Genomic DNA, 14,889 nt, shown 5'->3' with positions numbered 1-14,889 from the left:
CTTATCGCATCCGCAGCAGGCGCTGGACGCACCCGGTGGGCAGGCGCAAGATCACCGGGCCTGGTGGCGCGATGTGGCGCCGGGGTGCGGTGGATGTGGCGGCGCAGGAATGCGCTTTTTCCCGACGGATCGTGGACCAGCGAGGCACAGCGGCTATGGCGGCAGTGCGACATCACCCATTCCGTGCACGCCTGCAGTCGCTGCTGCGACCGGCGGACGTGCGTATCGACGGCGATCGTCCATGGGACCTGCAGGTCCATTCGCCGCGGCTGGCGACGCGGCTGCTGGCGGGGGGCTCGCTTGCACTGGGCGAGTCCTACATGGACGGCTGGTGGGATACCGGCTCGCTCGATGACTTCCTCTACCACCTGCTCGACGCGCGCATCGACCAGCGCGCGCATGGCGTCGCCGATATCTTCGACGCGCTGCGCGCACGACTGTCGAACCTGCAGACGCGCGCGCGCAGTTTCGAAGTCGGCGAGCGCCACTACGACCTGGGCAACGATCTCTACCGGGCGATGCTGGGCGCACGCATGGTCTACAGCTGCGGCTACTGGCGCGACCGCGGCGGCATGCCGCTCGAGAGCCTGGATGCCGCCCAGGACGCCAAGCTCGACCTCGTCTGCCGCAAACTCGGGCTGCAGCCGGGCATGCGGGTGCTCGACATCGGTTGCGGTTGGGGCGAAGCGCTGAAGTTCGCGGCCGAACGCTACGGGGTCGTCGGCGTCGGCATCACGATATCGCGCGAGCAGGCCGCTCTGGCGGAACGGCTGTGCGCCGACCTGCCGGTGGAGATCCGCGTGCAGGACTACCGCGCCCTCGATGACCGCTACGACCGCATCCTGTCCATCGGCATGTTCGAGCACGTCGGCGTCCGCAACTACCGGACCTACTTCGAGGTCGCGCAGCGCTGCCTCGACCCTGAGGGCCTGTTCCTGCTCCACAGCATCGGCGGGAGCCGCTCGGTCAACCGCACCGATCCATGGATCGCGCGTTACATCTTTCCCAACTCGATGCTGCCGTCGGCGGCGCAGGTGACCGCCGCGCTCGAGGGACTGTTCGTGATCGAGGACTGGCACAACTTCGGGGCCGACTACGACCGCACGCTGCAAGCCTGGAGGGCCAACATCGAGGCGGCGTGGGATTCCCTGCCCGCGCGCTACGACGAGCGGTTCCGGCGCATGTGGCGTTACTACCTGGCCGGCTCGATGGCCTCGTTCCGCGCGCGCCGCAACCACCTGTGGCAACTGGTCCTGTCACCGGGCGGCGTACGGGGGGGCTACGTGGCGCCACGCTGAGCGGCTTTGCGCAAGCACCGGCGCGCCGGTTTCCTGCCAGCGCCGCCATCGGGCGAAGAGGGCTCGCCGGGCGGGTCCACGCCGGTAACGCCGTGCGAATGCGCTACACGCCCGGGGAGCTGACTGCATGACGCCTGCCCCAGGCGCCCTGCCCCCTCGGCAATCCCCGGCCGGGTGCTGCCAGGTACGTGGGCCAGGGCGCTCCGTTCAGCACGCGGGGCCCTGCTGGCGCACCCCCGGCACGCGCGACAGGTGGCGGGGCGCGGGTACGGGGAGCGCCCGGTAAACTGCTCGGCATGAGCACCGTCCTGCCCCTGCCCCTGCATGACCCGACATCTCGGGCGCGCGATCCGCGCCCGGCCCCGCCCGCCGCCCAGCGCCTGGGCAAGCGCCTGCGCCACCAGGTGGGCCGCGCGATTGCCGATTTCGGCATGATCGAGGACGGCGACCGGGTCATGGTGTGCCTGTCGGGCGGCAAGGACAGCTACACCCTGCTCGACATCCTGCTGCAGCTGCAGAAAAAGGCGCCGGTGTCGTTCTCGATCACCGCGGTCAACCTCGACCAGAAGCAGCCGGACTTTCCCGAGCACATCCTCCCCGCCTACCTGTCGTCGCTGGGCGTGGACTTCCACATCATCGAGCAGGACACCTATTCGGTGGTCAGCCGGGTCATTCCCGAGGGCAAGACAATGTGCTCGCTGTGCTCGCGGTTGCGTCGCGGCGCGCTGTACAGCTACGCCGAGCAGCACGGCTTCACCAAGATCGCGCTCGGTCACCACCGCGACGATCTGGTCGCCACGTTCTTCCTTAACATGTTCTTCCACGCCAAGCTCAGCGGCATGCCGCCCAAGCTGCGCAGCGACGATGGCAAGCACGTGGTGATCCGTCCGCTGGCCTATGCGGCCGAGGCCGACATCGCCGCCTACGCCGACGCCATGGCCTTCCCGATCATTCCCTGCAACCTCTGCGGCTCGCAGGAAAACCTGCAGCGCAAGCAGGTGCAGCGGATGATGGACGCGTGGGAGCGCGAGTCGCCGGGGCGCATCGAGACGATCGCGCGCGCGCTCGGCGACATCCGGCCATCGCAGCTCAGCGACCCGAAGCTGTTCGATTTCCTCGCCCTTGACGCCGCACTGCCCGACGCACCGCGGCCGCAGGCGCAGGCCTGGTCGACCGACGACACCGGGACAGCGATGTCCTGAAACGCCACGGTGCGCGTGCCCCCGGCATGCCCACCCTCTTCCGCTTGTTCCACGGCCGCAGCGACCGCTGCGCCGCGCCCCTCCACTGGATGCCGCACACCGATGTTCTTTCGCAACCTGACCCTGTTCCGCTTTCCCACCAACCTCGACCTGTCCGAACTCGACGCACGCCTGGCCGAATTCCCGCTCAAGCCGGTCGGTCCGCTGGAGATGTCCTCGCGCGGCTTCATTTCGCCGATCAGCCGCGATGCCGAAGCGATGACCCACCGCATCGAGGACGCGATCTGGCTGACCGTCGGCGGCGAGGAGAAGATCCTGCCCGGCCCGGTGGTCAATGAGCTGCTGGCCCGGCGCATCGAGGAATTCGAGGACAAGCAGGGCCGCAAGCCCGGCGGCAAGATGCGCAAGCAGATGAAGGACGACCTGCTGCAGGAGCTGATGCCGCGCGCCTTCGTCAAGCCGCTCCGCAGCGATGCGCTGATCGACACCCAGCACGGCGTGGTGGTGGTGAACACCTCCAGCCGCAAGAGCGCCGAGAACGTGGTGTCGGAGATCCGGACCGCGCTGGGCAGCTTCCCCGCGCTGCCGCTCAATGCCGAAGTCTCGCCGCGCGGCGTGATGACCGGCTGGATCGCCGGCGAGCCGCTGCCCGACGGCCTGACGCTCGGCGAGGAATGCGAGCTCAAGGACCCGTCCGACCAGGGCGCGATCGTGCGCTGCCAGCGCCAGGACCTGCAGTGCGAGGAGATCACCCGTCATCTCGACGCCGGCAAGCAGGTCACAAAGCTCGCGCTCAACCTCGACGACCACGTGTCGTTCGTGCTCGGCGAGGATCTGATCGTGCGCAAGTTCAAGCTGCTCGACGGCGCGCTCGACACCCTCGAGCACACCGACAACGACGACATGCGCGCCGAGCTCGACGCCCGCTTCGCGTTGATGCGTGGCGAGTTCAAGCGCCTGTTCACGATGCTCGAGGGCGCGCTGAAGCTGTCGAAGGCGGAGTAGCCCCCGCCAGGTCCCGCGCATGCTGGAGCACGACGTCCTGCGCGGGACCGACGGCGGCTCGATGGTCGGCGGCCGACGGCCGGCGATCGACCACGTTCGCGCTTGCGACCACACTCATCTTGAACCCGCGCGCCGCGCGCGGTGCCGCCAACGGTGGCGTCGCAGGCAGCGCATACAATCCGCACATGCCGTCCCCGTCACGCCTGCTGTCGCGTTCCGCGAAGCCCGCTTCGATCCTGCGCGACTCGCTGCGACTGACCCTCGAGGACGGCCGTGAGATCGAGGTGCTGCGCGTGCGTGATCCGCGCGCGCGCCGCATTCGCCTCAGCATCAGTGAGCGTGGCACGCGCCTGACCCTGCCGCTGCGGGCGAGCCTCGTGTCCGGCGACGTGTTCCTCCGGCAGCACCGTGGGTGGCTGGCCGCGCAGATCGACGCGCATGGCGCAACGCTGCCGCTGCAGCGCGGGATCACTGCGCATCTGCCATTGCACGGCGACCAGCGCCCGCTGCGCTGGGAGGGCGGACGGTTCAGCCATGTGCGCATGGATGATGACGGGGCGCTGACCTTCGTGTCGCCCGAACACGCCGGCGCCGCCGCGCTGCAGCGCGCGTTGCGCGAGTTCTACGAAGCCCGGGCGCGCGCCGACATCGGCCGCTGGCTGCCGGCCTATCTGTCCGGGCTACCGCGCGCGCCTTCGCGCATCCGGCTCAAGATCATGTCGTCGCAGTGGGGTTCGCTGGCGCCCGATGGCACGCTCACCCTGGACCTGTCGCTGGTGCTCGCAGCGCCATCGGCCTTCGAGTACGTGCTGGTCCACGAACTCTGCCACCTGATTCACGCCAACCATTCGCGCGACTTCTGGCGCGAGGTCGAGGCGCGCTGCCCGGGCTGGCGCGACGAACGCGACTACTTCCGCGAACACGGGCGACGGCTCAAGGCCGAGCTGCACGCCCTGCTCTCCTGACCCGCGTCTGCGTGGAGGCGCCGGGGCCGCGGACCACCAGCGATCGCACTCACACCATCGATCGCAGGTGAGGCGCCTGACCACGGCGCGCCCGGCCAGCGCCGCCGCAGAGAGAGAGATTGCCGACTCCCGTGCGCCACACCGGGATCGCTCAGCGCAGCAGGAAGTCGCCGATCACCGAGGCCACCTCGGCGGGCTGCTCCATGTGCAGGTGATGGCCGCCGGAAATCACCGTCAGTTCGCCGTCGGGCAACAGTCCCGCGCGACGCGTGCGGTCGGGTTCGGGCAGGTAGGGCTGTGGCGGATCGGCGTAGATCACCCGCGCGGGGCACTCGATGCCGGCGATCAAGGCATCGACCTGGCCGGGCGTCATCCGCACGGCGGTAGGAATGGTCAGTCGCGGGTCGCTGCACCAGACCAGCCCGCCGTCAACCGCGCGCACGCCGCGCTCGACCAGCAGGCGCGCGACCGGCTCGCTGAGCCCGTTGACCCGCATGCGCGCGCGCACCGGAGCCTCGACATCGGGAAACACCCGCAGCGCACGCGTGCCCTGCCCGCGCGACGCCGCCACCGCTTCGCGCAGGCGCGGCACGGTGCCGGACTCGGGTTCCGGCAGCGCACCGAGTGCTTCGATCGCCACCAGCCGCTCGATACGTTCGGGTATGGCCGCGGCGACGAGACTGGCGATCCCCGCCCCCATTGAATGGCCGAGCAGCGCAAAACGCTCCCAGCCCAGCGCATCGGCGATGTCGAGCACCTGGTGGACCGCGCCGACGAAGGTGTAGTCGGTGCCGACCGGCATATGCGCACTGAGGCCGTGGCCGGGCAGGTCGGGGGCCACGAGATCGAGCCCGTCGAGATGCGCTGCCAGCGGCACGAAGCTCGCGGCGTTGTCGAGCCAGCCATGCAGCGCGAGCACCCGGCGGCCACCGGCACGGCCGAAGCGCAGGCCGCGCACGGTACCGATGCCGATCTCGACCTCGAATGGCTGGCCCGGTCCGGCCGCCGTCATGCCCAGTCGGCCAGATCGCGTCGCGCCAGTGCCGCCAGCGCCGCCGCATGCGCGGGGTTCTCGTTGAGGCAGGGGATGTAACGCAGGTGCCGGCCTCCGTGCGCGCGGAAGATCTCGGCGTTCTGCAGTGCGATCTCCTCCAGCGTCTCCAGGCAGTCCACCGCGAACCCCGGGCAGACGACGTCGACGTCGCGCACGCCCGCAGCGCCCAGCGCTTCGAGGGTCTTGTCGGTATAGGGCTGCAGCCAGGGTTCGCGGCCGAAGCGCGACTGGAAGGTCAGCATCGCCGCGTCCTCGGGCAGCTCCAGCGCGCGCACGATCGCATCGCAGCTCGCGCGGCATTGCGCGGCGTAGGGATCGCCCGCGTGCGAGAGGCGCTGGGGAATACCGTGGAACGAAAACAGCAGGCGCTCGCCGCGTCCATGCTGCGCCCAGTGCGCGCGGATCGACGCCGCGACCGCCTCGATCCAGGCGGGATCGAGATGGTAGTCGGCGCGCATCCGCGCGCGGCCCGAACTGCCGAACACCCGATCGACGACGTCGCCGACCGATGCAGTCGTCGTGGTCGAATACTGCGGGTAGAGCGGCAGCACCATCACCCGTCCGACGCCGTCGGCATCGAGCGACTCGAGCGTCTGCCGCAGCGACGGCTTGCCGTAGCGCATCGCATGCACCACCTGCGCCTCGGGCATCTGCCTGCGCACCGCGTCCGCCAGGCGCGCGGTATGCACCGCGAGCGGCGAGCCGTCGGCCATCCACACGCCCGCATAGAGCTTGGCCACGCGCGGAGAGCGGAAGGGCAGGATGATGAAGTGCAGGATCGGGCACCACAGCCAGCGGGTCAGTGCGACCACGCGGTGGTCATGCAGGAATTCGGCCAGGTAGCGGCGCACCGCCTTTGCGGTTGGCGCGTCGGGCGTGCCGAGGTTGACGAGCACGACCGCGTCGCGCGCCGCCTGCGGATTCTGGGATTCGGACATGGGCATAGGATGGCAGGCGCACCCGCGCAATGCAGCGCCGGTCGCCGGGGGAACAACTCATGCGCGATTCATTGCTCCGTCACTAGCCTGAATCCGTTCAGCCTGCGCGCCCTGCGCCGTGCGATTCGCGCCCTTTACCGGAGTTCCCATGACCCGTTCCCTCCGTCACACCGTGCTGGTCGCTGCCCTCGCCGGTGCCTTCATCGCCGGTCCCGCGCTTGCCGGGCCGACCGAGGACGCGCGCGCACAGAACGCGGTGCGCGTGCTCAACGAGATCCAGGCAATTCCCGAATCCGGCATTCCCGACAAGCTGCTGGACGAAGCCCATGCGATCGTCGTCATTCCCGACACCATCAAGGCCGGCCTGATCATCGGCGGCCGCCGCGGCCATGGCCTGATGTCGGTCAAGACAGCGGACGGCACCTGGTCGAGCCCGGCCTTCGTCAAGATCACCGGCGGCAGCATCGGCTTCCAGGCGGGCGTGCAGTCCTCGGACGTCGTGCTGGTGTTCCGCAACCAGCGCAGCCTCGAATCCATCGTCAACGGCAAGTTCACCCTCGGCGCGGATGCCGGCGTGGCCGCCGGCCCGGTGGGCCGCAATGCCGCGGCGCTGACCGATGGCCAGCTCAAGGCGGAGATCTGGTCGTGGTCGCGCGCGCGCGGCCTGTTCGCCGGCGTCGCCCTCGATGGCGCGGTGCTGCAGATCGACGACGATGCCAATATCGCCGTCTACGGCAGCACCACCACGCCGCGCGCGATCCTGGAGAACCGCCCGGGCCGGGCACCGTCGAATGCGGTGGTGGATTTCCGTGACCGGCTCGAAGAAGCCAGCGCGACCGCGCGGGTCGCACGCGGCGGCACCGGCGTGCCGGTCAACCGCAGCGTGGCGCCCGCGCCCGTGGTCCGCGACGTCCCCGCGACGACCACCGCGCCGATGCAGGCGCAGAACCCGCCTGCGACGCAGGGCTTCCAGAACGTCGCCGACCAGCCGGCCACGGTCGAGCCGTTGCCCGAGTACTGAACGCCGCGACCCGCGCTGCGCAGGGCGCCGGCGCGGTGCGTTATCCTGCCAGACCACCCGCAGCTCTCCGGAATTCCGCCATGGGCAGTTTCAGCATCTGGCATTGGCTCATCGTCCTTGTCGTCGTCCTGCTCGTGTTCGGCACCAAGCGGCTGCGCGGCGCCGGGCGTGATCTCGGCGAAGCGGTGAAGGGCTTCAAGAAAGGCATGCACGACGACGACACCCCCGAGCGTCTCGACGACCGCACCAAGGACGCCGCCGACCAGGCGGAGCGCGCGCGCCGCGACGACAACGTTCCCCGCTGACGCAGACAGGGGTCGTGTTCGGAATCGGAACCGGCGAGTTGCTGATCGTGGCATTGGTCGCGCTGATCGTGCTCGGACCGGAACGACTGCCCAAGGCCGCCCGCTTCGCCGGATTGTGGATACGCCGGGGGCGCGCGCAGTGGTATTCGGTGAAGTCGGAGCTGGAACGTGAGCTCGCCGCCGAGGAACTCAAGCGCAGCGTGCAGGACGCGCGGCGTTCGATCGCGGACGCGGGCACCCAGCTGCGTGACGCCGGCGACCAGGCCCGCAGCGGCCTGACGGAGCTGCGCAAGGGCACCGAGGATCTCCTCTCCGATGCGCGGCGCATGCCGGGCGACACGGCGCCCGATGCACGCGAGTCCGAGGCCGTGACCGGGCCGACGCTCCCGCCCGAGGCGATCGCCGGCGACCCGACCCGCCCCCCCATCGCACCTGCCGACAACGCGGAGGATGCCCGTGGCGCTGCACGCTGAAGACGACGCCGGCGAAGGCAGCCTGATCGACCATCTGGTCGAGCTGCGCATGCGCCTGATGCGCGGCCTGGCGGGCACCGGAGCGGTGCTGCTGTGCCTGCTGCCCTTCGCCAACAAGCTCTACGGCCTGCTGGCCCAGCCGCTGCTCGACAAGCTCCCGGCCGGCGCACATCTGATCGCCATCGAAGTGGCCTCGCCGTTCTTCGCACCGCTCAAGCTGGCGTTCTTCACTGCGCTGGTGGTGACGATGCCGTGGCTGCTCTATCAGGCCTGGGCCTTCGTCGCCCCGGGTCTGTACAAGCGCGAGAAGCGTCTGGCGCTGCCGCTGCTGGCTTCAGCGGTCGCGCTGTTCTACATCGGCTGCGCGTTCGCATTCTTCTTCGTGCTGCCGTCGGTGTTCACCTTCCTGACGATGGTGACGCCGGACGGCGTGGCGATGATGACCGACATCAACGCCTACCTGAATTTCGTGCTGGTGATCTTCCTCGCCTTCGGCATGAGCTTCGAGCTGCCGGTGGCGCTGGTGATTCTCGTGCTGCTGGGCTGGGTGACGACCGACCAGCTGCGCGAAGCGCGGGGGTATGCAGTGGTCGGCGTGTTCGTGCTGGCGGCCATCATCACCCCGCCCGATGTCGTCTCCCAGTTGATGCTCGCCATCCCGATGTGCCTGCTCTACGAGGCCGGGATCATCGCCGCCCGACTCCTGACACCCAAGCCGGGCGTGGTCAGCGACCAGCCATGAGTCCCCGGCAGCCAGCGCCTGCGCCGCTGCTGCATCGCTATACCGCATGGTCGCTGGATGCGGCGGTGATCCTTCTGGTGGCCGTCGCACTGCTGCATCGCCAGCTCGCCGTCGCGCTCGACGCGAGCGCGGAGGCTATCGACATGCTTGCCGAGGCGATGGTCGCGGCCATGGTGCGCACGATCGACTCGGGTGCTTCACCAGCGGCCCTGCTGCAGGCGCTGCTTGCCGATCCGGCGCTGCACCATGCGGTCACCGCGCTGGCGCTTGCCGTGTCGGCCCTGACCCTGCCGGTCATGGCGGTATTCGCCCTGGTCTCGCTGCTGTGGTTCGGGCTGTTCGAAGGCTCGCGCTGGCGGGCCACGCCGGGAAAACGCGCGGTCGGTCTGTGGGTGATCGATGACGACGCGCAACCGCCGGGCCTCGTCCGTGCCTGCCTGCGCCAGGCGGCCGGGGTGCTGTCCTGGCTGAGCTTCAACATCGGCCACCTGATGGCGGCGCATGCACCGCGCCACCAGGCCCTGCATGACCGGATCGCAGGGACGCGCGTGGTCCGCGACGGTGCAGCGCCGATCCCCATGCCGGCGAGGCTGTGGCTGGCCCTGCAGCCGGCCGCATGCTGCCTGCTACTTGCCTTGCTGATGCGCTACCTCGACCAGCGTGTCTCGCTCGCGTTCGGTGCGATACCCGGCTACTGAGCCGGGATCCTCACAGTTCGATCCGGCTGCCGTCGTGGCCGGCGCCGCCGTCGTTGCCGGGAGCCGTGCGGTCCACGGCATCCTGCGGTCCGCAGACATCCCGCCAGATCGCGTACATGGCGCCGAACATCACGATGTAGAGCACCAGCAGCAGCACCAGATAAAGCGGCAGCACCAGCAGCGCGGCCAGCGCCGGATGCACCAGGCTCGCCACGACGGTGATGATGGTGACCACCATCGCGAACGCCAGCATCAGTGCGAAACCACCGGCCATGGCGATCGCCGCAGCAACGATCACCGGCAGCACGTTGCGCAGTGCGCCGCCGAGACCATCCGTGAATGCCTGCATGACCGGCCGGCCGCCAAGGGCGACCTGACCCAGGCCGACCGCGTAGACGGTCGCGTAATAGACCCCGAAGAAGATTCCCAATGCCATCAACGGGCCGATGCCGGCCGGCGGCATCGGCATTTCCGGCGGCGAGGCCGGCGCAGACTCCGTGCTCATCTCCTGGCTGATCGACAGCACGTCCATGTACCAGTCCAGGACGCCTTCGCCGAAGGCGCTGACCAGCGCATAGAACGTCACGATGTACAGCGCGCCCATCAGCACGCCAAACCCGATGAAACGACCGGCCTGCCCGCCGGTGAAGGTCGAGAACACATCGCCCGGCGCGGCCGGTCGGCCGTGCTCGACCGCATCGATGACCCGGAGCACGCCGCCGATCAGCAGCGGATAGAGGATGATCGACACCAGCGAGGTCGCGCCGATCACCATGATCTGGGTCTCCGGCTCGAGCCGGAAGGCGATCTGCAGCACGGCCTGGAGCACGTTCGGCACGAGCGCAAGAAGAGCGACGACCGCGGCCGCGCCATATACCGCCCGGGGGTTGGCGCGGCCGACGTTGACGCCCTGCACGATCCACTTCCAGCCGTGGCCGGCCCCTACCGTCCGAGTCGTCATTTCCGCCGTGTTCCAGATCTGTCATGTGGCCGCGCCACGAATGCGCCATCGTATCGCAAGCGATGCGGCCGCCGGTGGGATGCAGCGGCGTTCAGGCGCAACCAGCCGCCATGCTGGCGTCCGTTCCGACGCCAGCGCGACAGATCATTCGGGTGCGGCGATACCCATGCAGCAGCAGCGCAACCCACCGACTGTTGCTGCCCGCCCGCGCAGGCGCAACGCAGTTGCGTCAATCAGGCGCGAACGTGCGCGCCACCCGCACGAACCGCTGCAATACCGCACGCGCCTCGGGCGCCGCGCGCACGCCGGCGACCAGCGCCACCGGATCGAGACCTTCCTGGTAGAGCGGTCCGCTCCGCCCCCGGATATAGCCGCGCATGTGGGTCGCGCTGAACTCGGGATGGAACTGCACCCCCCAGACGCGCTCGCCCCAGCGGAAAGCGTGGTTCGGTTCGAGCGACGATCGCGCGAGCAGGGTCGCCCCTTCCGGCAGGCGCAGCACACCCTGCAGATGCGAGGTCTGGGCGAGAAACCGCGGGCCGGCCCCGGCGAACAGGGGATCGTCGGCCGCCGCAGCCGTGGTTTCGATCTCGAAGGTGCCCATCTCGCGGCCGCGCGGATTCGGGCCGACCTCGCCGCCGAGCGCGTGCGCGAGGAGCTGGTGGCCATAGCAGATGCCAAACAGCGGCGCGCCGGCGTGCGCCGCGTCGCGCAACCAGGCGGCGCTGCGTTCACTCCACTCCGCGCGATCGGTGACCATCGCCCCGGAGCCGGTGACGATGACGCCGGCAAAGCCGCCGGCGTCCGGCAGCTCAGCGCCGCTTTCGACGTCGACCACCACCGCCTCGCGCTCCGGCAGGCCCGCGGCAACGCGGATCCAGTGCGGAAACCCGCCGTAGCGGCGCATCGACGGCAGCGGCTGGCCGGTTTCGATGATCAGGAACGGTCGCTTGGACGACATCACGGGCAGCCGGAGGTGGGAAGACGGCGCAGCGTAGCGGATCGGGACGGTTGCACGCTCCTGTCGCGCTGCATCCGGGCCGATCCACGACGCCCACGGCTTCCGGCAGGCCAAGCCGACCCGGTTCCCTTCCACGCACTGCAGGACGGATTCAACAGCGCAGCGCCGAGGCGCTGCGGGGCCGGGCCCGCGAAACCGGCCGATGCATGGGCGCGGAGCGGCATGCGGTCCCGTCGCGCCGGCCGTCTCCTGCCCGCGCGCCGCGGCTCCGATGTGACCGAACGCCTGCGCTCACGTCACCGGCTGCGGCAACGGCACGCGCCAGCAACCAGCAGAAACGCGAGCAGCTATTCGCGAGGCGGCAGCACCGCCATCACCTCTTCCACCGTGGTCACACCCTGCGCGATCTTCTCCGCCCCGGCCATGCGCAAGGTTCGCAGGCCTTCACCGACCGCGGTCCGGCTGAAGCCCGACAAGGCCATGTCCGGCACGATCTTCGCGCGCAGCGACGGCGTCACCGGCATCAGCTCGTAGATGCCCACGCGACCGAAATACCCGGTGTTGCGGCATTCCAGGCAGCCGACCGGCCCACATGCGGTCGCCGGCGGCGGCACGGTACTGTCCGGGCCGAGCAGCGCGCGCCAGCCTTCCGGATCGACCGCCGCGGGCTGCTTGCAGTGGGTGCACAGCGTGCGCACCAGGCGCTGGGCGAGGACGCCGTTGAGCGTGGATGCGATGAGGTAATGCGGCAGTCCCAGGTCGAGCAACCGGGTGATCGCCGAGGGCGCGTCGTTGGTGTGCAGCGTCGAGAGCACCAGATGCCCGGTCAGCGAGGCCTGCACCGCCATCTGCGCGGTGTCGAGATCGCGGATCTCGCCGATCATGATGATGTCGGGATCCTGTCGCAGCAGCGTGCGCACGCCCTGGGCGAAGGTCAGGTCGATCGCGTTGTGCACCTGCATCTGGTTGAGCTCGGTCGAGACCATTTCGATCGGGTCCTCGACGGTGCAGACGTTGACGTCGTCGGAGGCGAGCTTCTTCAGCGTCGAGTACAGCGTCGTGGTCTTGCCCGAGCCCGTGGGCCCGGTGACCAGCACGATGCCGTGTGGTCGCTGCACCAGATCTTCCCAGGCTGCGGCCTCGCCTGCATCGAAGCCGAGCTTCTCGATCGGCTTGAACGCGGTATCCGGATCGAAGATGCGCATCACCACCTTCTCGCCGAAGGCGGTGGGCATCGTCGACAGGCGCATCTCGACCTCGCGGCCGCCGGGCGAGCGGGTCTTGATGCGGCCGTCCTGCGGGCGCCGGCGCTCGGCCAGATCCATGCGCCCCAGCACCTTGATGCGACTCACCGCCGCGGTCATCACCGGCGGCGGCATCTCGAACACCTTGTGCAGCACGCCGTCGATGCGGAAGCGCACGCGGCCGACGTCGCGCCGCGGTTCGAGATGGATGTCGGATGCGCGCTGCTCGTAGGCGTATTGCAGCAGCCAGTCGACGATGTGGACGATGTGGTGGTCGTCGGCATTGACGTCGCCCGAACGGCCGAGCTCGACCAGCTGCTCGAACGTCGGCGCACTGCTGCTGGTCTCGCGACCGTCCTTGGCACCGCGGATCGACCGAGTGACGCCGAAGAACTCCATCGTGTAGCGATGCAGGTCCAGCGGGTTGGCCACCACCAGGTCGATCTCGCGCCGCAGCAGGCGCTGGATATCGGGCAGCCAGTCCAGCGCGAGCGGCTCGCTCGTCGCGATGCGGGCACGGTCGGGCGTGACGTCGACCGGCAGGATGCGGTGACGCCTGGCATAGGCGTGCGAGAACAGGTCGGTCACGTCGCCGACGGCGATCCTGGTCGGATCGATGCGCAGATAGACGTGACCGGTGGCCTGCGCCAGCCATTCGGTCAACGCTTCCAGACCGAGCTCCTGGCCGGGGCGGCGCGCCGAGGGCAGCTTGAGGTTCGCCAGCACCACCAGCGGGTGCACCGCGTCGAGGGCGCGTGTGTTGCGGCCACCCACGCGTGCGCGTTCCGCATCAACGGGCGCGAGCATGCCATCGGCGAGAAGCGCGGAGACCACCGGCTCGAGAGCCAGGCGGCCCGGCGGCAGGCGCCGGCTGAACACCGCGGGCGGACGCTGGCCGGATGAGGACTGCGGGGTGCGCGGTTCGTTCAAGCCGGGTCCTCCGGGGACGCTTGGCGGGGCGGGCGCCGGGATGCGGCCCGCTATACTAGCGCGCCACCGCGATGCGACTTTCCGATGACCGGACCGACGTTCCAGGAGCTGATCCTCACGCTCAACGCCTACTGGGCCAAGCAGGGCTGCGTGCTGATCCAGCCGCTGGACCTGGAAGTCGGTGCAGGCACCTTCCATCCGGCCACGTTCCTGCGCGCCCTCGGCCCCGAGCCGTGGAATGCCGCCTACGTGCAGCCGAGCCGCCGCCCGACCGATGGCCGCTACGGCGACAACCCCAACCGCCTGCAGCGCTACTACCAGTTCCAGGTGGCGATGAAGCCGAGCCCGGACAACATCGTCGAACTGTATTTCGACTCGCTCAAGGCGCTGGGCATCGATCCGCAGGTGCACGACCTGCGCCTGGTGGAGGACAACTGGGAGTCGCCGACACTCGGCGCCTGGGGCCTGGGCTGGGAGGTCTGGCTCAACGGCATGGAAGTCACCCAGTTCACCTATTTCCAGCAGGCCGGCGGCCTGGAGTGCAAGCCGGTGCTCGGCGAGATCACCTACGGTCTCGAGCGGCTGTGCATGTATCTGCAGAATTGCGACAACGTCTACGACCTGGTCTGGACGCACGGCCCGGACGGCGCGCCGGTGACCTACGGCGACGTCTATCACCAGAACGAGGTCGAACAGAGCACCTACAACTTCGAGCATGCGAACGTCGAGGAACTGTTCCACCGCTTCGACGCCTGCGAAGCCGAAGCGATGAAGCTGGTCGGGCTCAACCTGCCGCTGCCCGCCTACGAACAGGTCATGAAGGCCAGCCACAGTTTCAACATGCTCGATGCGCGGCGCGCGATCAGCGTGACCGAGCGGCAGCGCTACATCCTGCGCGTGCGCACGCTGGCGCAGGCGGTGGCGAAGGCGTATTTCGCGCAGCGCGAAGCGCTGGGATTCCCGGGGCTCAAGCGGGGGGATGCGGCATGAGCCGCGCCCGCTGATTCCACGCCGCATCGGCGCGCGGACGGAGGACGGCCGATCCGCTGCGTCCACATCCCTTTAGCCCACGCCTCAGGCGCGGGCCCCAGT

15 protein-coding genes are annotated in these 14,889 nt (G+C 69.4%); 10 read left to right on the top strand and 5 right to left on the bottom strand.

Translation table 11 applies throughout. The annotated features are described in order from the left end of the window. The first annotated feature begins 164 nt into the window (after positions 1-164). The 4 genes from cfa (at position 165) to EGK76_RS11070 (ending at position 4,470) form a co-directional block, all read left to right on the top strand. Entirely contained in the window at positions 165-1,298 is a 1,134-nt protein-coding gene (cfa, locus tag EGK76_RS11085; protein WP_233580262.1) for a cyclopropane fatty acyl phospholipid synthase, read from the top strand. Positions 1,299-1,594: 296 nt separating this feature from the next. After that, positions 1,595-2,500, top strand: coding sequence for a tRNA 2-thiocytidine(32) synthetase TtcA (ttcA, locus tag EGK76_RS11080; RefSeq protein WP_096296661.1), 906 nt, complete (start codon positions 1,595-1,597; stop codon positions 2,498-2,500). 102 nt (positions 2,501-2,602) lie between these two features. Further along, on the top strand, positions 2,603-3,505 hold the full coding sequence (locus EGK76_RS11075; protein WP_123832644.1) for a recombination-associated protein RdgC: 903 nt from the start codon (positions 2,603-2,605) through the stop codon (positions 3,503-3,505). Positions 3,506-3,690: 185 nt separating this feature from the next. Beyond that, the gene (locus EGK76_RS11070) at positions 3,691-4,470 is read left to right on the top strand and encodes a SprT family zinc-dependent metalloprotease (RefSeq protein WP_123832643.1); all 780 of its coding nucleotides are present in this window, start codon (positions 3,691-3,693) and stop codon (positions 4,468-4,470) included. Positions 4,471-4,621: 151 nt separating this feature from the next. Here EGK76_RS11070 and EGK76_RS11065 read toward each other — a convergent pair whose 3' ends face one another. Continuing rightward, the gene (locus EGK76_RS11065; protein ID WP_123832642.1) at positions 4,622-5,482 is read right to left on the bottom strand and encodes an alpha/beta hydrolase; all 861 of its coding nucleotides are present in this window, start codon (positions 5,480-5,482) and stop codon (positions 4,622-4,624) included. Then, complete coding sequence (gene hemH, locus EGK76_RS11060; protein ID WP_123832641.1) at positions 5,479-6,462, bottom strand: ferrochelatase; 984 nt, start codon at positions 6,460-6,462, stop codon at positions 5,479-5,481. Before hemH ends, EGK76_RS11065 begins: the two co-directional genes overlap by 4 nt. 148 nt (positions 6,463-6,610) lie before the next feature. Here hemH and EGK76_RS11055 point away from each other — a divergent pair, with 148 nt between their 5' ends. The 5 genes from EGK76_RS11055 (at position 6,611) to EGK76_RS11035 (ending at position 9,701) form a co-directional block, all read left to right on the top strand. Then, positions 6,611-7,483: a lipid-binding SYLF domain-containing protein gene (locus EGK76_RS11055; RefSeq protein WP_123832640.1), complete on the top strand. Its 873-nt coding sequence runs from the start codon at positions 6,611-6,613 to the stop codon at positions 7,481-7,483. Between the two features lie 80 nt (positions 7,484-7,563). After that, positions 7,564-7,788 carry a Sec-independent protein translocase subunit TatA gene (gene tatA / locus EGK76_RS11050; protein ID WP_096296667.1) on the top strand — a complete coding sequence of 75 codons (225 nt, stop codon included), beginning with the start codon at positions 7,564-7,566 and terminating at the stop codon, positions 7,786-7,788. 14 nt (positions 7,789-7,802) lie between these two features. After that, positions 7,803-8,261, top strand: coding sequence for a Sec-independent protein translocase protein TatB (gene tatB, locus EGK76_RS11045; protein WP_123832639.1), 459 nt, complete (start codon positions 7,803-7,805; stop codon positions 8,259-8,261). Beyond that, positions 8,251-9,003 carry a twin-arginine translocase subunit TatC gene (tatC, locus tag EGK76_RS11040; protein WP_096300165.1) on the top strand — a complete coding sequence of 251 codons (753 nt, stop codon included), beginning with the start codon at positions 8,251-8,253 and terminating at the stop codon, positions 9,001-9,003. Before tatB ends, tatC begins: the two co-directional genes overlap by 11 nt. Further along, on the top strand, positions 9,000-9,701 hold the full coding sequence (locus EGK76_RS11035) for an RDD family protein (protein WP_096296669.1): 702 nt from the start codon (positions 9,000-9,002) through the stop codon (positions 9,699-9,701). The genes tatC and EGK76_RS11035 overlap by 4 nt, the downstream gene beginning before the upstream one ends. A gap of 10 nt (positions 9,702-9,711) precedes the next feature. Here EGK76_RS11035 and EGK76_RS11030 read toward each other — a convergent pair whose 3' ends face one another. The 3 genes from EGK76_RS11030 to EGK76_RS11020 form a co-directional block, all read right to left on the bottom strand. Then, positions 9,712-10,662: a hypothetical protein gene (locus EGK76_RS11030; RefSeq protein ID WP_123832638.1), complete on the bottom strand. Its 951-nt coding sequence runs from the start codon at positions 10,660-10,662 to the stop codon at positions 9,712-9,714. Positions 10,663-10,891: 229 nt separating this feature from the next. Continuing rightward, positions 10,892-11,623 carry a glutamine amidotransferase gene (locus EGK76_RS11025; RefSeq protein WP_123832637.1) on the bottom strand — a complete coding sequence of 244 codons (732 nt, stop codon included), beginning with the start codon at positions 11,621-11,623 and terminating at the stop codon, positions 10,892-10,894. 347 nt (positions 11,624-11,970) lie between these two features. Then, positions 11,971-13,674, bottom strand: coding sequence for a GspE/PulE family protein (locus tag EGK76_RS11020; protein WP_096300169.1), 1,704 nt, complete (start codon positions 13,672-13,674; stop codon positions 11,971-11,973). 207 nt (positions 13,675-13,881) lie between these two features. On the opposite strand from EGK76_RS11020, the gene glyQ reads away from it, so the two are divergent. Further along, positions 13,882-14,787, top strand: a complete 906-nt coding sequence (glyQ, locus tag EGK76_RS11015; RefSeq protein WP_096296671.1) for a glycine--tRNA ligase subunit alpha — start codon at positions 13,882-13,884, stop codon at positions 14,785-14,787. Positions 14,788-14,889: the final 102 nt, after the last annotated feature.

The sequence above is a fragment of the Luteimonas sp. 100069 genome (assembly GCF_003813845.1).
In the GTDB taxonomy this organism is placed as follows: domain Bacteria; phylum Pseudomonadota; class Gammaproteobacteria; order Xanthomonadales; family Xanthomonadaceae; genus Luteimonas; species Luteimonas chenhongjianii.
The sequence above is the reverse complement of the archived record's forward strand: the minus strand, read 5'-3'. Positions and strand labels throughout refer to the sequence as shown.

What these genes read in the sequence shown, in the direction of transcription:
- ttcA (WP_096296661.1), top strand. Translation starts at nt 1,595, where the DNA reads ATGAGCACCGTCCTGCCCCTGCCCCTGCATGACCCGACATCTCGGGCG.
- EGK76_RS11075 (WP_123832644.1), top strand. Translation starts at nt 2,603, where the DNA reads ATGTTCTTTCGCAACCTGACCCTGTTCCGCTTTCCCACCAACCTCGAC.
- EGK76_RS11070 (WP_123832643.1), top strand. Translation starts at nt 3,691, where the DNA reads ATGCCGTCCCCGTCACGCCTGCTGTCGCGTTCCGCGAAGCCCGCTTCG.
- EGK76_RS11065 (WP_123832642.1), bottom strand. Translation starts at nt 5,482, where the DNA reads ATGACGGCGGCCGGACCGGGCCAGCCATTCGAGGTCGAGATCGGCATC.
- hemH (WP_123832641.1), bottom strand. Translation starts at nt 6,462, where the DNA reads ATGTCCGAATCCCAGAATCCGCAGGCGGCGCGCGACGCGGTCGTGCTC.
- EGK76_RS11055 (WP_123832640.1), top strand. Translation starts at nt 6,611, where the DNA reads ATGACCCGTTCCCTCCGTCACACCGTGCTGGTCGCTGCCCTCGCCGGT.
- tatA (WP_096296667.1), top strand. Translation starts at nt 7,564, where the DNA reads ATGGGCAGTTTCAGCATCTGGCATTGGCTCATCGTCCTTGTCGTCGTC.
- EGK76_RS11035 (WP_096296669.1), top strand. Translation starts at nt 9,000, where the DNA reads ATGAGTCCCCGGCAGCCAGCGCCTGCGCCGCTGCTGCATCGCTATACC.
- EGK76_RS11030 (WP_123832638.1), bottom strand. Translation starts at nt 10,662, where the DNA reads ATGACGACTCGGACGGTAGGGGCCGGCCACGGCTGGAAGTGGATCGTG.
- EGK76_RS11025 (WP_123832637.1), bottom strand. Translation starts at nt 11,623, where the DNA reads ATGTCGTCCAAGCGACCGTTCCTGATCATCGAAACCGGCCAGCCGCTG.
- EGK76_RS11020 (WP_096300169.1), bottom strand. Translation starts at nt 13,674, where the DNA reads ATGCTCGCGCCCGTTGATGCGGAACGCGCACGCGTGGGTGGCCGCAAC.
- glyQ (WP_096296671.1), top strand. Translation starts at nt 13,882, where the DNA reads ATGACCGGACCGACGTTCCAGGAGCTGATCCTCACGCTCAACGCCTAC.